Origin of the sequence: Rhizobium sp. TH135 (genome assembly GCF_002855515.1) — a bacterium.
Taxonomy (GTDB): Bacteria; Pseudomonadota; Alphaproteobacteria; order Rhizobiales; family Rhizobiaceae; genus Allorhizobium.
The window spans coordinates 136,322-154,971 of sequence record NZ_PKRP01000006.1 but is presented as its reverse complement, the minus strand read 5'-3'; the positions used below and the strand labels follow the sequence as shown (position 1 = coordinate 154,971).

Genomic DNA, 18,650 nt, shown 5'->3' with positions numbered 1-18,650 from the left:
TACCGCCGGAACGCGTGGATCACACGCGTCGGACCGGATCAACCGTCCTCCTGATCCGTGGGGGCTTTCAGCCGGGAACCGGCGATCCGCGCCACGAGATCGGGAAGGCTGTCCACTTCCCTCCATTTGCCCTTCGAACCTTTGGGAAGGTCCGGCGAGGCAGCCGGCAAGACCGCGGCGGAGAAACCAAGCTTTTCCGCCTCTTTCAGCCTCTGGGCCGTGTGGGCCACCGGCCTCACCGCCCCTGACAGGCTGACTTCGCCGAAATAGACGCAATCGGCCGGAAGGGCAAGACCGGCCAGCGATGAAACCAGAGCCGAAGCAATCGCCATGTCGGCTGCCGGTTCACTGATCCGGTAGCCGCCGGCGACGTTCAGATAGACGTCATGCTGCCCAAGCCGCACACCGCAATGCGCCTCCAATACCGCCAAAATCATGGCGAGGCGTGAGGAATCCCAGCCGACCACGGCACGACGGGGTGTGCCGAGCGAGGTCGCAGCCACCAGCGCCTGGACTTCGACGAGCACGGGGCGCGTGCCTTCCATGCCGGCGAAGACGGCGGCACCGGGGGCTTTCTCGTTGCGCTCGCCGAGAAAGAGCTCGGAAGGGTTGGCGACTTCACGCAGACCCTTGTCGGACATTTCGAAGACACCGATCTCGTCCGTCGGTCCGAAGCGGTTCTTCACCGTGCGCAGGATGCGGTAGTGATGGCCGCGATCGCCCTCGAAATATAGGACGGCATCGACCATGTGCTCGACGACGCGGGGACCGGCAATCTGGCCTTCCTTGGTGACATGGCCGACCAGCACCATGGTCGCCCCGGTCTGCTTGGCATAGCGGATCATCGCCTGCACGCCGGTGCGCACCTGGGTCACGGTTCCCGGCGCACTGTCGGCCGTGTCGCTCCACAGCGTCTGGATCGAATCGATGATGACGAGATCTGGCCGCTTGCCCTCGGAAACCGTGGCAAGGATGTCCTCGACATTGGTTTCGGCGGCGAGCAACACGTCGGTATCGGCAGCACCAAGACGCTGTGCCCTGAGCCGAACCTGCGCGACTGCCTCTTCGCCCGAGACATAGATGACGCGATGGCCGCGCCGCGACAGGGCTGCTGCCGCCTGCATCAGCAGTGTCGACTTGCCGATGCCGGGATCACCGCCGATGAGAACCGCCGAGCCGCGCACGAAACCGCCGCCGGTGGCACGGTCGAGTTCGTCCATGCCGGTCGGTATGCGCGGTGCTTCCTCGATCTCGCCGGACAGCGAGGTGAGCGTGACGGGCCGGCCCTTCTTCGGTGCCTTGCCGGGGCCGGAGCCGATCCCGCCCATGGGATCTTCCTCGACGATGGTATTCCATTCGCCGCATCCGTCACATTTGCCCGCCCAGCGGGAATGCACCGTGCCGCAGTTCTGGCAGATGAATTGGGTCTTGGCTTTGGCCATGAATTACGTATCGCTTTCGGTGAAAGTGTCGGGCGTGATGTCTTGTCGTCCATGCGTGATACGGAGGACTACCAGAGTGTCTGCGACGATACGGAAGTAGATGCATCGACGGCGATAGGGAAATGCGCGCAAGCCGGGTTTCAGCCAGTCACGCGAGACCCCGGGATATCTGGATTCTGCAAGGTCCGTGATCTTCTGCTCGATATCGCGGGTGAAACGCTCGGCCGCAACAGGGCTTCGCTCATAGAAGTAATTGTAGATCTGGATCAGATCCTCGACGGCTTGGCGCGACAGTCGATAGCGTCGACCGAAACTGCTGTTCACCGTCGTGCTTTCGCTTCGGCGACGATGAAGGCAGTGAGGTCGCCCGAATTGGAAAACTCCTTGAAGTCCCCAGCTTGTACGGATCGGTCGGCTTCATCGATCATCGACCGAAGTTCTGCAATCCGCTCTCGACGCTCGTTCTGGGCTAGCAGGCGCAGACCCGCGCGGAGCATGTCCTCCGCAGAAGCATAGGCGCCGTTGCTCACCTGCCGCTCGATGAATGCGGATTCGTCTGGTTCGAGCTCTAGCTGCACAGTCGAGTGAGCGAGATGTTCATCAGTCATTGGATGCTCCATTGTCTGGAACAATAGCAGAACAAATCTGCTTGCACCATACCTCAGTCTTCCCCCTCGAGGTAGATGCGCTCATAGCGCAGGCCCAGCCCCGTCAGCATCTCATAGCCGATCGTGCCGGCGGCGCGGGCGACGTCGTCGAGCGGCATCGAGGGGCCGAGAAGTTCGACGTAATCGCCGCTACGCCCCGCATTGTCAGGCAGATCGGTGACGTCGAAGATGGTGAGATCCATGGTGACCCGCCCGACGACTGGAATGCGCTTGCCGCCAATGACGCCATGAGCGCCGGTAAGACCAGTGTCGCGCAAGGCAATGCCGGAGCCGGAGAGATTGCGCAGATAGCCGTCGGCATACCCAACGCTTGCTACGGCGAGACGGCTGTCGCGGCCGAGCACATGCGTTGCGCCGTAAGAAACGCTTTCGCCCGCCTTGGACTCGCGGATCTGCAGGATCCGGGCCTCGGCCTTGACCACCGGCTGCATGGGGTTCTTTGCGCCGTTTACGGCTTCACCCCCATAGAGCGCTATACCCGGCCGGGTCAGATCAAAGTGGTAGTCGGAGCCGAGGAAGATACCGGCCGAAGCCGAGAGACTGGAATCAACACCTTCGAAAGCCGCGCTAACCTTGCGGAATTTCTCGAGTTGTTGGCGGTTCATCGGCGAAGACGGATCATCGCCGCAGGCGAGGTGGCTCATGACAAGTACCGGATCAAGGCTTGCCGGACGCGAAACATCGTCGGTCAGCGCCAGCGCATCAGCCATTGGCAGGCCGAGACGGTTGAAGCCGGTATCAACATGCAGGGCGCAAGGGTAGGGGCCGCGCTCGGTGAGCAAAGCCATCCAGAAGGCAAGCTGCTCTTCCGATGCGATCACGGGAACCAGATCGTTTTCGAAGAAGATCTCTTCCTGACCGGGCCAGATGCCCGACAGCACGAAAATCCGGGCTTCGGGCGCATAAGGCCGGAGTGTCGCGCCTTCGGCCGGCACGGCGACGAAGAAGTCGCGGGCACCGGCCCGGTAGAGCATCTGGCCAACATCCTCGATGCCAAGACCATAGGCATCCGCCTTGACGACGGCAGCAGCCCGCGCTTTGCCGGAGCGGCGTGCCATCTCTCGCCAGTTCTCGGCGATCGCCGAGAGATCCACGGTCAGGCGCAGCGGTGCCGAAAGAAACTCCTCCGGCGCGTCGAGAATGGTAAAACGGTCTGTCATGAAGGCTTCGGGTCAGTTGATCGATGCGCCGACCCTAGCACTTTTCTTCAAGACGAAAATGTGGCGCCTCGATATTATGCTGCTATGCACAGTGTTTCGCAGCAGGAGGCCGCCGAGGCCAATCCGGTCTCACGCAAGGAGCGAACCCGCTTCTGGCGAGACGGTCGTTTCCGCGACATGGAATGCCTGACAGCCTCGTTCATCACCCATGAATTCTCGCCGCATTCGCACGACACCTTTTCGATCGGCGCGATCGAGGTCGGCTGCCAGGTGGCAAGCATTCGTGGCACGCGCGAACACACGGGCCCCGGCGCGCTCTACCTGATCAATCCGGGTGAGATCCATGACGGCCAGCCCGGTGCGCCGGACGGCTATCGCTACAGGATGATCTATCCCGAGGTCGCGCTTCTGACCGACATCATCGAGGACGTAACGGGCCGCGCCTTCCATGGCATGCCGAGCTTCGGTCGCCAACTCCTGACCGATCCGGAGCTCGCAAATGCCTTCAACCTTGCCCATCGCCGGATCGAGAGCGGCGAGGTCGCAGCGCTCGAAGGCGAGGAGAGCATGTATTGCGTGCTCGCCACGATGTTTGCCCGCCACGGCAGCGAGATCATCCGCGCGCCTGATCACAGCGAACCGCTCGCCATGCGCCGGGTTCGCGACCATATCGCCGCCCATTTCGATGAGGAGATCGGCCTCGAAATGTTGGCGAAAGTGGCGAACCTCAGCCGCGCTCACATGATCCGCGCCTTCCGCAAGCAGTATTTCATCACGCCGCATGCGTTCCAGACGGATATGCGCATCCGCCATGCCCGCCATCTTCTACGCTCCGGTGCGACTCCGTCGGACACGGCAGCCGCCTGTGGCTTTGCTGATCAGGCGCATATGACCCGCCAGTTCAAGGCGCGCACGGGGCTGACCCCAGCCGTCTTCCGCGCCGGCTGATCACTTTCCTTCAAGACCCCGGCCACTGACACATCTATCCCGGCGATGTAAACTCGCATGGGAGACGTTATGACATCCGCGACACGCCTGGAGATGCGCCAGGGCTTTCAGGCCATCCTTCCGCTCACGGTCGCCGTCGTGCCGATCGGTCTCGTCTTCGGCGCCGTTGCCGCCACCAAGGGGCTGTCGCCGCTCGAGGCCATGCTGATGAGTGCGCTGGTCTTTGCCGGTGGTTCCCAATTCGTGGCGATGGACATCTGGACCCATCCGGCGAGCATGGCGGCGCTGGGTATGGCCGCGCTTCTGGTCAACATCCGCCATGTGCTGATGGGAGCCTCGATCTCGCGGCGCATGGCAAACTTCTCAGGCCGGCAGAAGGTGATGGCGATGCTCTTCCTTGCCGATGAGATCTGGGCCGTCGCAGAATTTCGCGCCCGCGAGTATCGGTTGACGCCCGCCTGGTTTTTCGGCGCTGCCTTGCCCTTCTATGCGGCCTGGGTGCTCTCGGGGCTAACAGGTGCGCTTCTGGGACGTCTGGTTGGCGACCCGGCCGTGATCGCCATGGACTTCGTCTTCCCCGCTGTCTTCGTCATCCTGATTGCCGGCTTCTGGCGCGGTCGTCGCACCGGTCTCATTCTGATCGGCAGTGGCGCCTGCGCACTTCTGGTGCACCGCTACGTGCCAGGTGTCTGGTACATTCTCGGCGGTGCTCTCGGTGGTGTCGCCATCGCAGCCCTGGCATCACTGCTGAAGCGGGAGGTCAATGCATGACGATCGACCTGACCACCTTCCTTGCGATCCTCGCCATGGCGGTTGCCACCATCGCGACCCGCCAAGCGGGGCTGCTCGTCGGGCGGCTCCTGAAACTGTCGCCGAATGCCGAGGAGATCCTTTCGGCCATTCCGCCCTCGGTGCTGATGGCCGTGGTTGCGCCCACAGCCTTTGCGACCGGCTGGGCGGAGACGATCGGCTGCGCGGTGGTGGCGCTTGCAGCGACCCGTCTCCCACTTCTTCCGGCAGCAGCCAGCGGCGTGGTGACGGTCGCGATCCTGAGAGCTGTCAGTCTTTAAGGACGGAAAAGAAAAGGGCGCCTCTCGGGGCGCCCTTTGATCTCATGGTTCTTCGTATTGAACGAAGCTCGGCTCGGCGAGGTCCGCAAAGCGCGTGAATTCCGACTGGAAGGCGAGCTTGACGGTACCGGTCGGTCCGTGACGCTGCTTGGCGATGATCACGTCAGCCGTGCCCTTCACCTTCTCCATATGCGCTTCCCATTCCGGATATTTCGGATCGGCCAGATCGCGCGGCTCAAGGTTCTTCACGTAGTATTCCTCGCGGAACACGAAGAGCACCACGTCGGCGTCCTGCTCGATTGAGCCCGATTCACGAAGGTCGGAGAGCTGCGGGCGCTTGTCTTCGCGGCTTTCGACCTGACGGGAGAGCTGCGACAGCGCGACGATCGGCACGGCGAGTTCTTTGCCGAGCGACTTCAGGCCTGTGGTGATCTGGGTGATTTCCTGCACGCGGTTTTCACCCGCCTTGCCGGCACCGGTCATCAGCTGGATATAGTCCACGACGAGGAAGTCGAGGCCGCGCTGGCGCTTCAGGCGGCGGGCACGCGCGGCGAGCTGGGCGATCGAGATACCACCGGTCTGGTCGATGAACAGCGGCACCTTCTGCATGGTCTGGGAAAAGCCGACCAGCTTTTCGAATTCGTGCTCGGTGATGTCACCGCGGCGGATCTTCGAGGACGAGACTTCCGTCTGCTCGGACATGATACGGGTGGCGAGCTGTTCGGCCGACATTTCGAGTGAGTAGAAGCCGACGACGCCGCCGTTCTTCGCTTTGAAAGAGCCGTCGGGCAGCACTTCGGGTTCGTAGGCGGCTGCGATGTTCCAGGCGATGTTGGTGGCAAGCGAGGTCTTACCCATACCCGGACGTCCGGCAAGCACGATCAAGTCGGACCGCTGCAACCCGCCCATCTTGGCATCAAGCGACATGATGCCGGTCGAGATGCCGGAGAGGTTGCCGTCACGCTCGAAGGCGGCACCGGCCATGTCGACGGCCTGGGCAACCGCGTCCGAGAAGGACTGGAAGCCGCCGTCGTAACGACCGTTTTCGGCGAGCGCAAAGAGGCGGCGTTCGGTGTCTTCGATCTGCGCCTGCGGCGGCATGTCGAGCGGCGCGTCATAGGCAATGTTGACGACGTCCTCGCCGATCTGGATCAGCGAGCGGCGGAGCGCAAGGTCATAGATAGCGCGACCATAGTCTTCCGCATTGATGATCGTGACCGCTTCGGAAGCCAGACGCGCGAGGTACTGCGCAACCGTGAGATCGCCGACCTTCTGGTCCGCCGGCAGGAAGGTCTTGATGGTGACGGGGTTGGCCGTCTTGCCCATGCGGATGATTTCGGACGCTACCTCGAAGATCTTCCGGTGCAGCGGCTCATAGAGATGCTCGGGCTTGAGAAAGTCCGATACGCGATAGAAGGCATCGTTGTTGACGAGGATCGCGCCCAACAAGGCCTGTTCGGCTTCGATGTTGTTTGGAGCCTCCCGATAGAGCGGCTCGGTCGATTGGACCGGGCTCAGTTTGCGCGCAGCATCATTCATTCGTTCGCATCCAATCAGTGTCTCGGCGGTGGCTGCACCATAGCGAAGAAGCGGGGCGGCGAAATGGCTCGCAGCGCAACCCACATTGATTCACAGGCACGCCCTGTCAACTTTAGAAAAAGCCCAAGGATCCGATCTTTTCGGTTGACTGTGACATTCACCGAATCGACCTCGAAGGACTTTATTCTAGCAGAGCGAGCAGCAGGATTGAGCCGGAAAAACGCGTTGCAAGCGGGCACGCATCACAGCCGCTTCTGTCCTTGTGCCTGCTCAGCGTTCCCGATCGCAGATTTCGTCCATGCCGTCAACGCATGGCTGCCATCACATGTATGCCGTTGATTTTCGCCGAGGGGCAATTAATTAGGGTCAATATAGATAGCAACCTAATTAGTAGGAGGCGTGACGCATGTCTCGCGAGTCCAGGAACGAACAGCTTTTCGATGAGATGTCGGCATTCAACCGCAAGCTCAGAGCTTTCTTCGACGCCGCCGTGCGAGAGGAGGGGCTGACGCTGGCCCGGGCGCGCGCCCTGTTTGCGCTTTCCCGCCGTGGACCCCTCACTCAGAAGGAGCTGGCCGAGGAACTCGAAATCGAGACCCCGACCCTTGTGCGGGTGCTTGATGGCATGGCGCGTCAGGACCTGATCGTGCGGACCGAAGACGCGACAGACCGTCGTGCCAAGCGCATCGATATGACGGCAGCGGGCAAGCTCGCCTTTGAACGCATGCATGTCCTGGCAACGGATCTGAGAGGACAGATTGCGAGCGACATCTCCGAAGAGGATATCGACACGGCACTCTCCGTTGTCCGGCGGCTGATGCGTAATTTGCAGCATCTCGACCAGGGCAAGGTGCTGCCATGAGCACCGTCGTCGAAACCACCCAGTCGGCTGAAGCAACCACGGCTCCCGTGATCGCTGCTCCGGCTGCTCCGCCGGCAAAGCCGCTATGGCTCGCCGCGATCTATGTCGCCTCCGGGCTCCTGCTGTTCATCACCCAGGGGCTGGGGATGAATATCGTCAACGCCAATCTTTTCCAGTTGCAGGGCGAGTTCTCCGCTACGGCTGCCGAAGCCGCATGGCTGTCGGCCGCCTATATGGCACCCTATGCCACGCTCTCGATTGCGCTCTTCAAGGTGCGGACACAATACGGGCTGCGGCCCTTTGCGGAATGGAGCATCCTGCTCTTCGTGGCGGCGTCGGCGCTGAACCTGTTCGTCAATGACCTGCACTCGGCCTTGGTCGTGCGCTTCATCAGCGGCTGTGCCGCAGCCCCGATCTCTACCCTCGGCTTCATGTATGTGCTGGAGGCCTTTCCGCTGCAGCGCAAGCTGACCCAGGGGCTGAATATCGCGCTTCTCGGCACGCTGCTCTCGGCACCGCTCGCACGCATGATCTCCCCCGGGCTTTTGGAACTCGACGGTTGGCACGCCCTCTACTCCCTCGAGGTCGGACTGGCGCTGGTGTCGATGGCAATCATCTTTGCCCTGCCGCTCACGCCGCCGCCGCGCGCCAAGGTGATCGAGCGCATCGATATTCTATCCTACCTGCTGATGGCAGTCGGGATCGGCTGTCTAGCGGTCTTTCTAACGCTGGGCCGGCTCTACTGGTGGTTCGAGACTTGGTGGCTCGGCGCACTGCTCGCCGCAGCGATCCTCTTCCTGTCGATGACAGCGCTGATCGAATCCCGCCGGACCAACCCCATGCTGGATTTCCGCTGGATCTTCTCGAAGGACAATCTGCATATGGCAGCCGTCCTTCTGGTCTTCCGCGCCGTCTCGTCAGAGCAGTCGTCGACGGCCGTCAGCTTCTTCCAGCAGATTGGCCTGCTCAACGACCAGCAGTTTGTTCTTTGGGCGATTGTCCTGCTGGCCTCGGTTGGCGGTGCGCTGCTCTGCATGGCCCTGATGTCTTCGCGCTACGTGGAGACCGCCCATGTGATTGCACTCTCGCTGATTGCAGGCGGTGCCTATCTCGACAGCCTTGCGACCAACCTGACCCGTCCGGAACAGATGTATCTGAGCCAGGGCATGATTGCCTTCGGTGCAGCCATGTTCCTGCCGCCGGTGATGGCGAAGGGCTTTGCGAGTGCTCTGCAGAAGGGCCCGGCCTACATCGTCAACTTCATCGTGATCTTTCTCTTCACCCAGATCACGGGAGCCTTGTTGACGACCGCAGCACTCGGGACCTTCGTCACCATCCGTGAGAAATTCCACTCGAGCGTCCTCGTCGAGAACATTCTGCTGACCCGCCCGGAGGTCGCCCAGCGCGTCAGCCAGCTGGCCGGTGCTTATCGCAAGGTCATCACCGACACGACCATCCTTAACGCAGAAGGGCTGACCCTGCTTTCACAGCAGGTGACGCGCGAGGCCTATGTGCTCGCCTATACAGACACCTTTCTGCTCATTTCCCTTGTGACGACCGCAGCCCTCGTCGTGCTGCTCGTCCATCTCGCCTGGCGCCGGATCCGTATCTCGCGGATCGCGCCGGTCGAACACGTCCCTCAATCCTGAAGTCGAAAGAACCGCCGTCATGTTGAAGAAGACATTCACACCCGCAACCATCCTGATCATCCTCGGCGCCCTGCTTGGCACATCTCTGGTGCTATACGCGTGGCGCTTGCCGCCCTTCACGAGTTCGGTCGAAATGACCGACAACGCCTATGTGCGCGGATACGTCACGACCTTGAGCCCGCAGGTCAGCGGTTATGTCGTCGACGTGCCGGTTCAGGACTACCAGACCGTCGAGAAGGGCCAACTCCTGGCCCGCATCGATGACCGCATCTATCGCCAGAAGCTCGCTCAGGCGCAGGCAGCGCTTGCCACCCAGATGGCAGCCCTCGACAACTCCCGTCAGCAGGAGACGGCCGCTCAGGCGCGCATCGCTTCCAGTGAGGCCGCGGTCGATTCAGTCAACGCAGACCTCGAACAGGCCCAGAGCCAGTCCGACCGCCAGGATAGCCTGATCCGCAGCGGCGTGGTGGCCACCAGTGCCCAGGAACAGGCGCATGCCTCGCTGGAACGCGCGCGTGCTGCCATGGCCCAGGCCAGGGCCGCCGTCGAAGTGTCGCGCCAGGATCTGCAGACGATCATCGTCAACCGTGGCTCGCTCGAAGCGGCCGTGGCCAATGCACAGGCCGCCGTGGAACTGGCGAAGATCGATCTGTCAAACACCGAGATCCGCGCGCCCCGCGAGGGCAAGCTCGGCGAAGTCGGTGTCCGGGTCGGCCAATATGTGGCCGCCGGTACCCAGTTGATGGCGGTCGTGCCGCACGATGTGTGGATCATCGCCAACTTCAAGGAGACCCAGCTCGCTGGCATGGCAGCGGGGCAGCCGGTTGAAATCCAGGTCGATGCGCTTGATCGGCGCGTGCTGAAGGGAAAGGTCGAACGTTTCTCGCCGGCGACCGGCTCCGAATTCTCCGTCATCAAGGCGGACAATGCGAGCGGCAACTTCGTCAAGATCGCTCAGCGCATGGGGGTGCGGATCACGATCGACGACATGCAGGAAGCAGCAAGTCTTCTGACCCCCGGCATGTCGGTGGTCGTGCGGATCGACAAGAGCGTCGATCCTGCCTGAGGACATCAGTAGCGTGATACGAAAAAGCCCGGCCTTGCAGGTGTAAGGCCGGGCTTTTTCATGAACCACACCCGAAGGTGTGAAAGGTCTTAGCGGTCTTCGTCGCCGTCCATGTCGGCTTCCGGATCGAAGAAGTCTTCCGGACGCAGGGCATCTTCGTCAACGCCGTAGATGGCGTCGGCGGAGGTGAGGCTTTCGCCCTTGGCCTGGCGCTCGGCTTCTTCAGACGAACGGGCAACGTTGAGTTCGACCGAGAGTTCGACTTCAGCATGCAGGTGCAGGGTGACCTGGTGCAGGCCGATAGCCTTGATCGGGGTGTTCAACTCGACCTGGTTGCGGCCGATGTTGAAGCCTTCGGCAGCCAGGATTTCAACGACGTCGCGAGCAGCAACAGAACCGTAGAGCTGACCGGTTTCGCCAGCCGAACGGACGACGATGAAGGACTTGCCGGAGAGAGCGTCGGCAACCTTCTGGGCTTCGGACTTGCGCTCGAGGTTACGAGCTTCGAGCGTGGCGCGCTCGGATTCGAAGCGCTTCTTGTTGGCTTCGTTGGCGCGCAGCGCCTTGCCCTGCGGCAGCAGGAAGTTACGAGCGAAGCCGTCGCGAACCTTGACGGTTTCGCCCATCTGGCCGAGCTTTGCGATGCGTTCGAGGAGAATGACCTGCATGATCCTGTTCCTTTCAGTTGTCAGTATCGGAGTTTGAAGGGTTGGCCTTTTGGGCCGGCGTTAGGGCAACGGTCCGTCGGGTGTCCGAAAGGCCGATGATGAAGGGGATCATGAGCGGAAGCAGCATGATCGAAGAGAGATAGGCAAGCACGAGTGCCGGCAGGCGCCAGTCCTTGCCACGTGTCTTGTGATGCAGCGAAGCAAAGCCCGCCATCAGGAAGCCGGCGCCGAAAGTGCCGCAGACGGTCGCCCCGATCATGGCGGGCACGCCGCCGATGAAGCAGGCGATGATGCCGGCGAGGAAGATGAAGACCGTGTTGCGGTTCATCCGGAGCGCCGACGGAAAGTCTTCGCGCGGACGCTTGTTGCGGCCAGAAGCCGTCACGATCCGCATGGCGATGTAATACATCATGGTGAGCAGCAGCACCCAGGTTCCGCCCTGGATGATCGGCAGAAGCACGACCATGCTGCGCTTCAGCTGCTCGAGCGCCACGGCATCCGGTGCCATGGCAGGATCCTGCGCATTCATCGCCTGCGCCATCGCATCCACCAGCTGGCCGGTGAATTCAGGGCCAAAGCCGATGATGACGCCGAGTACGACGACGGCGATCGTGACGAAGCTGCAGAGCTGCAGAAGAATGTCGGAGAGCGGATACCAGGCGATTAAATGGTCCGGGCCGCCGATCTCGGATGCCGGACGCGCAAGGCTCGACAGGTGCGCCAGCCAGCCTGCGGGTGCCAGGGTAAAGATCGCCATGCCGAAGGCGAACATCGGCGAGACGCTGATCGTACCGAGCAGCGCGGCGGTCACGATCGCGGTGATTGCCGCGACATTGCCCCAGCCGAGGCCAACGATGAGAACGGGAAGAGCGGAGGCCGCATAGAGAATGGAGGCAAGCGTCGGCTGTGCCGCAGCACCCAGCACGAGCAGGGCGGCGGTAATGCCGGCAACAAAGCCGGTCGTCAGCAATTTCGCATCCAGTTTCTGCAACGTCGCTGTCCTGCTGGTTCTAGCAGTTAGGGGAGGGGCTTGAGCGATCTCGAGCAAGCATCCCCAACATGGGATTTCGCCGGATGTCGCGAAAGCGCGCCATCTGGCGGTCGGTTCCGATCCGCGCCCAACGCGGAAGGGATGAAGCCCGCCGGCAAAAGCCGGCAGGCTTCGGATCAGATTACGCTACGACGTAAGGCAGCAGGCCGAGGAAGCGGGCGCGCTTGATGGCCTGGGCCAGTTCGCGCTGCTTCTTCTGGGAAACTGCGGTGATACGCGAAGGAACGATCTTGCCACGCTCAGAAATATAGCGCTGCAGGAGACGGACGTCCTTGTAGTCGATCTTCGGAGCATTCGCGCCCGAGAAGGGGCAGGTCTTGCGACGACGATGGAAAGGACGACGTGCCTGAGAAGAGGATGCATCAGCCATTGTGTGTTCTCCTATTGCTCAGATTACGCGCGGTCTTCGCGCGGACGACGCTCGAAGCCACCTTCGCGCGGGCCACGGTCCGGACGCGGACCACGATCGCCACGGTCACCGAAATCGCGGCGCGGGCCACGGTCGTCGCCGTCACGACGCGGACGGTCGTCACGGTCGCGCTTCTGCATCATGGCAGACGGGCCTTCTTCGTGGGCTTCGACGGCGATGGTCATGTAACGAAGGATGTCTTCGTTGATGCGCATCTGGCGTTCCATTTCGTGGATCGCTGCACCCGGAGCTTCGATGTCCATCAGGGCGTAGTGAGCCTTGCGGTTCTTGTTGATGCGGTAGGTCAGGGACTTGAGGCCCCAGTTTTCTACGCGCCCGACCTTGCCACCGTTAGCTTCGATGACACCCTTGTACTGTTCGACGAGGGCATCAACCTGCTGAGCGGACATATCCTGCCGGGCAAGGAATACGTGTTCGTAAAGAGCCATGTAAGCTTTGCCTTTTCTTGCGGTTGTCGTCACCCGGATCCGGCGCTAAGCCTCACAGACTGCTCCTGTGCGGCATGCGCCGCGGCAAGAAAAGTAGTGTGTTCGAGACGGTCGAGAGCGGAGACACGGGAGGCCGGAAACCCTTATGGTTCCTGCTGCAAGCCTTATCGGCCTGCCAGCCCTCCGTTCAGCCACCAGCCAGAGGACCGGGTGTTGTGAACGGCGCGCTTATACGCGCATTGGCCACAAAAGCAAGGGCCGCGCGGCATTTTCTGCCGGCGGCCCTGTCGATAGTCGGCGGTTTGCTAGGCTTTATACCTGAACCAGCGCAACCGTGTAACCCACATAGGCGACGAGCATCGCGCCGGCCGTCAGCCTGCGGACCCCAAGATGGGCGAGAAGCAGGAAGGCAAAGCCGAGGGTAACGCCCAGCATGACCGGAATATCGAAGCTTGCGAAGCGCGGTGCGACGACGATCGGCTGGATGACGGAGGTGACGCCGAGGATGAACAGGATGTTGAAGATGTTCGATCCGACGATGTTGCCGATCATGATGTCCGAATGTTTGCGCAGCGCCGACATGATGCCGGTGGCAAGTTCCGGGAGGGACGTGCCGACGGCAACCACGGTCAGGCCGATAACGGCTTCCGAGACGCCGAAGTCACGCGCGAGGTTGGTCGCACCGCGTACCAGCAATTCCGCGCCGACGAAGAGGGTGCCGAGGCCTCCAAGGATCAGCAAGGTCGTAAACGCGTTGCTCAAAGTCTCGTGCTTGACCTCTTCGTCCGTGGCTTCTTCGACGCTGCCTCTGCTGTTCACATAGGCATAGACCACATAGGCCAGAAGCACGGCGACCATGATCAGGCCGGCCAGACGGCCGATGGCTGGGAACTGTGCCAGACCCAGAAGCAGAACGGCTGCGGCGATCATCACGTAGGTGTCGCGTTTGACACCCTTGTCCCACTGGGTGATCGGGAAGATCATGGCGCAGGCGCCGATGATCAGGAGGATGTTGGCCGTATTCGAGCCAACCACGTTGCCGAGGGCGATGTCGGAGGAGCCACTGATGGCGGCGCGCACGGAAACGAGCAGTTCCGGCATCGAGGTTCCGAAGCCGACGATGACCAGCGACACGATCAGTGTCGGAATGGCCAGCTTCTGTGCGAGCGCGATCGAGCCGCGCAATAGCCACTCGGCTCCGAAATAAAGGCCGACCAGGCCTCCAGCAACGAACAGATAATCCAAGTCAGTCCCCCATCATCCATGGCCCGCAGGCCCTATTTCGATCGCCGCCGCAAGTGGTGATGCGCGGCGGCGATGTGTAGGTCACATGTGTTCACGATTTTGTTGGTTTGAATGACCAACGAAATTCAAGTCCTCAGATAGGCATGGGGTATTCGCGATGGATCTTCGCGATCGCCGTCATGACGTCGTCCGAAAGCTTGAGATCGGCAGCGCCGATATTCACCTTCAACTGGTCCATCGTGGTCGCGCCGATAATGACCGAGGCCATGAAGGGGCGCGTCAGGCAGAAGGCGAGTGCCATGGCCGACGGATCAAGCCCATGCTTCTTCGCGAGGTCGACATAGGCGCGGGTCGCTGCCTGCTGTTGCGGCACGAGGCGGCCGCCGATGTCCCCGTTGATCGAGCCACGCGAGCCTGCCGGCTTCTGCCCCTCGAGATACTTGCCCGACAGGATGCCGCCGGCGAGCGGCGAATAGGCGAGGAGGCCGACATCTTCATGGTGCGAGAGCTCGGCGAGGTCGAGGTCATAGTGCCGGTAGAGCAGGTTGTATTCGTTCTGGATCGTCGCCACGCGCGGCAGACCCTTCGCCTCGGCAAGCGACAGGTATTTCTGCGTGCCCCAGGTCGTTTCGTTCGAAAGGCCGAATGCCTTGAGCTTGCCGGCCTTCACGCAGTCGCCGAGCGCTTCGAGGATTTCCGCGATGTCCGAGGCTGCCTGCGCCTTGTCCTGCTTGTAGGGGTTATAGTTCCATGCGCCGCGGAAGTGGAAATGGCCGCGGTTCGGCCAATGGATCTGGTAGAGGTCGACATAATCGGTCTTCAGCCGCGTCAGGCTGGCGTCGAGTGCCTCCTTGACCACGGCACCCGTGATCGGCTTGCCCTCGCGGATATAGGGGCGGCCGGGACCGGCAACCTTGGTCGCGAGCACGACCTGATCGCGCTTGCCGGTCTTTTCGAACCAGTCGCCCATCAGCCGCTCCGTATCGGCATAGGTCTCGGCCGAAAGCGGCGTCGTGGGATAGAGTTCTGCCGTGTCGAAGAAGTTGACGCCATGCTCCAGCGCGTAGTCTATCTGCGCGAAGGCTTCCTCGGCGCTGTTCTGCGAGCCCCAGGTCATGGTGCCCAGGCAGATTTCGGAAACAAGGATATCGGTTCGGCCGAGCCGGTTCATCTTCATAGTCTTGGGCTTTCTGCAATGGATTGGTTTTTGGCGGGAGGTGGGAAATTGCTTATTGCAATAACTACGTCCGGTCAGGTCACAACATCAAGACGGCTCGGTCATTCCGGCCTGTTGTAGGACATGACAAGGTTCTGGCCGCCGGATCCCGAATATCCCCAATAGGAACCGTTGATCTGTCGCAGACGATCGGCCCGGAAAGCGAGAGGCCGCTCATTGCGATAGGTCTCACCCAGCAAGGGACGCAGGATATCCGCCCAGAAGTCGATGCTGAGAAACGCGTGGTAGACGCCGGCATAGGCGGTCTGATCGTTTTCCGTCCGCCGGACTTTCGGCGGGTGGGGCAGGTAAGCCTGTCGCTCGGGCAGAAGCCTGCGGACCGGAATGCCGAAGAAGGCCGCTTCGATGAGCGTGCCGGAGCTCAGGCTGATCAGCTCCTTCATGCTGCCGGTGGCGAGCAGCCGGTACATGTCCGATCCGCTATCGGCAATGCCGATGCCGTGGCGCGTAAGCAGGGCGCGGAGCGAAGCGACGGGCTCCGGCGAGAACGGATGGGGTCGATATCCCGTCTTGCTGTCTGCCGGGAGGTTCTCCAGAACCGGCTCATAGGCGTCCCAGGTGGCGATGCGTCCGGCATGGATGAGCGAGCTGTCGAAGGGCGTCTGGCCGATCAGCAGGCGGTCAAAATCCGTTGAAAGCGTGTCGAAACCCTGACGCCTGATGGCAGAGGCCTGATGCATGCCAACATGGATCTCAACCTCTTCAGCCGTCAGGTGATACGGCTCCATGGCGTCGACCACAGCTTCGATATTGCTGTGAAAACCAAAGAAGATGTCGTCGAGGAAGCGCAAGGGGTGCCAGCGCGCATCGACATAGGGGACGCCGAGGCGATCGAGGACCCGCTGAACAAAGGGCGGCAGCTCGAAGCCGATGATAAGTGCGCCTTCGACATGCGGGGCAAATGCAGCGACGGCCGCGGCGTTCGGAGCGGAATCGTAGAGTTCCGCCCAGCCGGTGGCGTCCGCCGTGAGGCCCATGGCCTCGTAGACCTTGCTGCCGTCGAAATCGCTTGTGTCATCCCATTCCAGAAGACCGATCGGCAGCCGTGTTGCGGCCCTGAGCTGCGGACCGAGAAGGGCCAGGAAGAATTCCGTATTGGTCTTGAAACCGGTACGAGATTGGGCCTTGCCGGTAACGCGCAGCAAGTCGGAAGTAACCAGGAGGCGTTCCAGTTTCATATTGTCTTTCGATCTCTTTGTGCTATGGCGGTCGCGTTCGCGCGGATCTACGGATCCGAGTGTATATCGGACAGCGGCCCCCGGGCGTCAGCTCGGAGATAGTGGCGCCTTTGCGGCTGTCCAGCCGGGCCTGTCAACAATTTGATGATGTGTCCCGCAGGATGTTCGCATGATCGGGGCAGGTTTGCTGAATTAGGAGATCCCTCTCTATGAAAGTCGCATTCACTTTTCCGGGCCAGGGCAGCCAGGCAGTCGGAATGGGCAAGGACCTTGCGGACAGTTTCCCGGAAGCCCGTGCCGTCTTCGCGGAAGTCGACGAGGCTCTCGGTCAGAAGCTCTCCGACATCATGTGGAACGGTCCGGAAGAGACGCTGACGCTGACCGCCAACGCCCAGCCGGCGCTGATGGCCGTGTCGATGGCCGTCATCCGCGTGCTGGAAGCCAAGGGCCTGGATCTCAAGTCCAAGGTTGCCTATGTCGCCGGCCATTCGCTAGGCGAATATTCCGCGCTCTGCGCTGCCGGCACCTTCTCCATCGGCGACACCGCGCGTCTCCTGCGCATTCGTGGCAATGCCATGCAGGCAGCGGTCCCGGTGGGTGAGGGCGCGATGGCCGCCATCATCGGCCTTGAGCACGGCGATGTGCAGGCAATCTGCGCGGAAGCCTCGGCGCTTGGTCCCTGCCAGATCGCCAATGACAATGGCGGCGGGCAGCTCGTCATCTCCGGCGGCAAGGCCGCTGTCGAGAAGGCAGCAGCACTCGCCACCGAAAAGGGCGCCAAGCGCGCCATCATGCTGCCGGTCTCCGCACCCTTCCATTCTGCTCTGATGGCCCCGGCGGCAGATGCCATGCGCGAAGCGCTGGCCAAGGTCGAAAAGAAGGATCCGGTCGTGCCGCTGATCGCCAATGTGCGTGCAGCCCCCGTCACGTCGGCTGCCGAGATCGCCGATCTGCTCGTCGAGCAGGTGACCGGTCAGGTGCGCTGGCGCGAAACGGTCGAGTGGTTCGGCGCCAATGGCGTGACCACGCTTTATGAAATCGGCGCCGGCAAGGTCCTGACGGGTCTCGCTCGCCGCATCGACAAGAACATCAATGGCGTCGCTGTGAACGGTCCGGCCGACATCGACGCAGCGCTCGCTGCCCTGAATGGCTGAACGCTCTAACGAACAAGAAGGAAACCGATCATGTTCGATCTGACCGGCCGCAAGGCCCTCGTCACCGGCGCAACCGGTGGCATCGGTGAGGAAATCGCAAGGCAGCTGCATGCCCAGGGCGCCATCGTCGGCCTCCATGGCACGCGCGTCGAAAAGCTCGAAGCGCTGGCCGCCGATCTCGGCGACCGCGTGAAGATCTTCCCGGCCAACCTGTCCGACCGCGACGAAGTGAAGGCACTTGGAGAGAAGGCCGAAGCTGAACTCGAAGGCGTCGACATTCTGGTCAACAACGCCGGCATCACCAAGGACGGCCTGTTCGTTCGCATGTCGGATGCCGACTGGGACGCGGTTCTCGAAGTCAACCTGACAGCCGTCTTCCGCCTGACGCGCGAACTGACCCATCCGATGATGCGCCGCCGCTTCGGCCGCATCATCAACATCACCTCCGTCGTCGGCGTTACCGGCAACCCGGGCCAGGCCAACTACTGCGCCTCCAAGGCAGGCATGATCGGCTTCACCAAGTCGCTCGGCCAGGAAATCGCGACCCGCAATGTGACCGTCAACTGCGTAGCACCGGGCTTCATCGAAAGCGCGATGACCGGCAAGCTGAACGACAAGCAGAAGGAAGCCATCATGGGTGCAATCCCCATGAAGCGCATGGGCACCGGCGCCGAAGTCGCCTCTGCAGTCGTCTACCTTGCCTCCAATGAAGCCTCCTACATGACGGGGCAGACGCTGCACGTAAACGGCGGCATGGCGATGATCTGATTAGATTGCCGGAAAGAGCCCCTCTGCAATAGGATGTTGACCGAGGCAAAGGGGCGAATTTCTGGCTTTGCGGCGCGCTTAAACCGT

Annotated in this window: 20 protein-coding genes; 8 read left to right on the top strand and 12 right to left on the bottom strand. The window is 61.8% G+C overall.

From position 1 onward, the window contains the following. Positions 1-38: 38 nt before the first annotated feature. The 4 genes from radA to alr are packed head-to-tail and all read right to left on the bottom strand — an operon-like array spanning position 39 to position 3,270. Positions 39-1,442 carry a DNA repair protein RadA gene (gene radA, locus C0V73_RS18220; protein ID WP_102021430.1) on the bottom strand — a complete coding sequence of 468 codons (1,404 nt, stop codon included), beginning with the start codon at positions 1,440-1,442 and terminating at the stop codon, positions 39-41. Positions 1,443-1,445: 3 nt separating this feature from the next. Beyond that, the gene (locus C0V73_RS18215) at positions 1,446-1,766 is read right to left on the bottom strand and encodes a type II toxin-antitoxin system RelE/ParE family toxin (RefSeq protein ID WP_245408021.1); all 321 of its coding nucleotides are present in this window, start codon (positions 1,764-1,766) and stop codon (positions 1,446-1,448) included. Next, a complete protein-coding gene (locus C0V73_RS18210; protein ID WP_102021429.1) occupies positions 1,763-2,050 on the bottom strand; it encodes a type II toxin-antitoxin system ParD family antitoxin in 288 nt (95 codons plus the stop codon). The genes C0V73_RS18215 and C0V73_RS18210 overlap by 4 nt, the downstream gene beginning before the upstream one ends. 53 nt (positions 2,051-2,103) lie before the next feature. Next, complete coding sequence (alr, locus tag C0V73_RS18205; RefSeq protein ID WP_102021428.1) at positions 2,104-3,270, bottom strand: alanine racemase; 1,167 nt, start codon at positions 3,268-3,270, stop codon at positions 2,104-2,106. An 84-nt stretch (positions 3,271-3,354) separates the two neighbouring features. On the opposite strand from alr, the gene C0V73_RS18200 reads away from it, so the two are divergent. From C0V73_RS18200 to C0V73_RS18190, 3 genes are all read left to right on the top strand, one after another. Next, on the top strand, positions 3,355-4,218 hold the full coding sequence (locus C0V73_RS18200) for an AraC family transcriptional regulator (RefSeq protein WP_102021427.1): 864 nt from the start codon (positions 3,355-3,357) through the stop codon (positions 4,216-4,218). A gap of 69 nt (positions 4,219-4,287) precedes the next feature. Further along, positions 4,288-4,989 carry an AzlC family ABC transporter permease gene (locus C0V73_RS18195; protein ID WP_102021426.1) on the top strand — a complete coding sequence of 234 codons (702 nt, stop codon included), beginning with the start codon at positions 4,288-4,290 and terminating at the stop codon, positions 4,987-4,989. Beyond that, positions 4,986-5,288, top strand: a complete 303-nt coding sequence (locus tag C0V73_RS18190; protein WP_102021425.1) for an AzlD domain-containing protein — start codon at positions 4,986-4,988, stop codon at positions 5,286-5,288. The genes C0V73_RS18195 and C0V73_RS18190 overlap by 4 nt, the downstream gene beginning before the upstream one ends. Before the next feature lie 42 nt (positions 5,289-5,330). Here C0V73_RS18190 and C0V73_RS18185 read toward each other — a convergent pair whose 3' ends face one another. Continuing rightward, positions 5,331-6,827, bottom strand: coding sequence for a replicative DNA helicase (locus C0V73_RS18185; protein ID WP_102021424.1), 1,497 nt, complete (start codon positions 6,825-6,827; stop codon positions 5,331-5,333). Between the two features lie 406 nt (positions 6,828-7,233). On the opposite strand from C0V73_RS18185, the gene C0V73_RS18180 reads away from it, so the two are divergent. From C0V73_RS18180 to C0V73_RS18170, 3 genes are read left to right on the top strand one after another with little or no spacing between them, the layout of a single operon-like run. Next, on the top strand, positions 7,234-7,689 hold the full coding sequence (locus C0V73_RS18180) for a MarR family transcriptional regulator (protein ID WP_102021423.1): 456 nt from the start codon (positions 7,234-7,236) through the stop codon (positions 7,687-7,689). Further along, a complete protein-coding gene (locus tag C0V73_RS18175; RefSeq protein ID WP_102021422.1) occupies positions 7,686-9,338 on the top strand; it encodes an MFS transporter in 1,653 nt (550 codons plus the stop codon). The genes C0V73_RS18180 and C0V73_RS18175 overlap by 4 nt, the downstream gene beginning before the upstream one ends. 19 nt (positions 9,339-9,357) lie before the next feature. Next, positions 9,358-10,404, top strand: coding sequence for an HlyD family secretion protein (locus tag C0V73_RS18170; protein WP_102021421.1), 1,047 nt, complete (start codon positions 9,358-9,360; stop codon positions 10,402-10,404). Between the two features lie 89 nt (positions 10,405-10,493). Here C0V73_RS18170 and rplI read toward each other — a convergent pair whose 3' ends face one another. From rplI to C0V73_RS18130, 7 genes are all read right to left on the bottom strand, one after another. Next, entirely contained in the window at positions 10,494-11,072 is a 579-nt protein-coding gene (gene rplI, locus C0V73_RS18165; protein WP_102021420.1) for a 50S ribosomal protein L9, read from the bottom strand. Between the two features lie 13 nt (positions 11,073-11,085). Continuing rightward, on the bottom strand, positions 11,086-12,063 hold the full coding sequence (locus C0V73_RS18160; protein ID WP_102021419.1) for a DUF2232 domain-containing protein: 978 nt from the start codon (positions 12,061-12,063) through the stop codon (positions 11,086-11,088). Positions 12,064-12,244: 181 nt separating this feature from the next. After that, a complete protein-coding gene (gene rpsR / locus C0V73_RS18155) occupies positions 12,245-12,493 on the bottom strand; it encodes a 30S ribosomal protein S18 (RefSeq protein WP_003502063.1) in 249 nt (82 codons plus the stop codon). A gap of 23 nt (positions 12,494-12,516) precedes the next feature. Continuing rightward, a complete protein-coding gene (gene rpsF, locus C0V73_RS18150; RefSeq protein ID WP_102021418.1) occupies positions 12,517-12,981 on the bottom strand; it encodes a 30S ribosomal protein S6 in 465 nt (154 codons plus the stop codon). 312 nt (positions 12,982-13,293) lie between these two features. Continuing rightward, positions 13,294-14,226: a calcium/sodium antiporter gene (locus tag C0V73_RS18140; protein WP_102021417.1), complete on the bottom strand. Its 933-nt coding sequence runs from the start codon at positions 14,224-14,226 to the stop codon at positions 13,294-13,296. 133 nt (positions 14,227-14,359) lie between these two features. Then, positions 14,360-15,403: an aldo/keto reductase gene (locus C0V73_RS18135; RefSeq protein ID WP_102021416.1), complete on the bottom strand. Its 1,044-nt coding sequence runs from the start codon at positions 15,401-15,403 to the stop codon at positions 14,360-14,362. A 101-nt stretch (positions 15,404-15,504) separates the two neighbouring features. Further along, positions 15,505-16,641 (bottom strand): hypothetical protein, encoded by a 1,137-nt coding sequence (locus C0V73_RS18130; protein WP_102021415.1) that lies wholly within the window; start codon positions 16,639-16,641, stop codon positions 15,505-15,507. A 209-nt stretch (positions 16,642-16,850) separates the two neighbouring features. Between C0V73_RS18130 and fabD the strand changes: the two genes are divergently transcribed. Beyond that, positions 16,851-17,795: an ACP S-malonyltransferase gene (gene fabD, locus C0V73_RS18125; protein WP_102021414.1), complete on the top strand. Its 945-nt coding sequence runs from the start codon at positions 16,851-16,853 to the stop codon at positions 17,793-17,795. Between the two features lie 30 nt (positions 17,796-17,825). Next, entirely contained in the window at positions 17,826-18,563 is a 738-nt protein-coding gene (fabG, locus tag C0V73_RS18120; RefSeq protein WP_006727437.1) for a 3-oxoacyl-[acyl-carrier-protein] reductase, read from the top strand. Positions 18,564-18,650 lie beyond the last annotated feature (87 nt).

Coding starts and splice junctions, on each gene's coding strand:
- rplI (WP_102021420.1), bottom strand. CDS start 11,072: ATGCAGGTCATTCTCCTCGAACGCATCGCAAAGCTCGGCCAGATGGGC.
- C0V73_RS18130 (WP_102021415.1), bottom strand. CDS start 16,641: ATGAAACTGGAACGCCTCCTGGTTACTTCCGACTTGCTGCGCGTTACC.
- C0V73_RS18135 (WP_102021416.1), bottom strand. CDS start 15,403: ATGAAGATGAACCGGCTCGGCCGAACCGATATCCTTGTTTCCGAAATC.
- C0V73_RS18190 (WP_102021425.1), top strand. CDS start 4,986: ATGACGATCGACCTGACCACCTTCCTTGCGATCCTCGCCATGGCGGTT.
- radA (WP_102021430.1), bottom strand. CDS start 1,442: ATGGCCAAAGCCAAGACCCAATTCATCTGCCAGAACTGCGGCACGGTG.
- C0V73_RS18210 (WP_102021429.1), bottom strand. CDS start 2,050: ATGACTGATGAACATCTCGCTCACTCGACTGTGCAGCTAGAGCTCGAA.
- alr (WP_102021428.1), bottom strand. CDS start 3,270: ATGACAGACCGTTTTACCATTCTCGACGCGCCGGAGGAGTTTCTTTCG.
- rpsF (WP_102021418.1), bottom strand. CDS start 12,981: ATGGCTCTTTACGAACACGTATTCCTTGCCCGGCAGGATATGTCCGCT.
- C0V73_RS18175 (WP_102021422.1), top strand. CDS start 7,686: ATGAGCACCGTCGTCGAAACCACCCAGTCGGCTGAAGCAACCACGGCT.
- C0V73_RS18180 (WP_102021423.1), top strand. CDS start 7,234: ATGTCTCGCGAGTCCAGGAACGAACAGCTTTTCGATGAGATGTCGGCA.
- fabG (WP_006727437.1), top strand. CDS start 17,826: ATGTTCGATCTGACCGGCCGCAAGGCCCTCGTCACCGGCGCAACCGGT.
- rpsR (WP_003502063.1), bottom strand. CDS start 12,493: ATGGCTGATGCATCCTCTTCTCAGGCACGTCGTCCTTTCCATCGTCGT.
- fabD (WP_102021414.1), top strand. CDS start 16,851: ATGAAAGTCGCATTCACTTTTCCGGGCCAGGGCAGCCAGGCAGTCGGA.
- C0V73_RS18185 (WP_102021424.1), bottom strand. CDS start 6,827: ATGAATGATGCTGCGCGCAAACTGAGCCCGGTCCAATCGACCGAGCCG.
- C0V73_RS18170 (WP_102021421.1), top strand. CDS start 9,358: ATGTTGAAGAAGACATTCACACCCGCAACCATCCTGATCATCCTCGGC.
- C0V73_RS18200 (WP_102021427.1), top strand. CDS start 3,355: ATGCACAGTGTTTCGCAGCAGGAGGCCGCCGAGGCCAATCCGGTCTCA.
- C0V73_RS18195 (WP_102021426.1), top strand. CDS start 4,288: ATGACATCCGCGACACGCCTGGAGATGCGCCAGGGCTTTCAGGCCATC.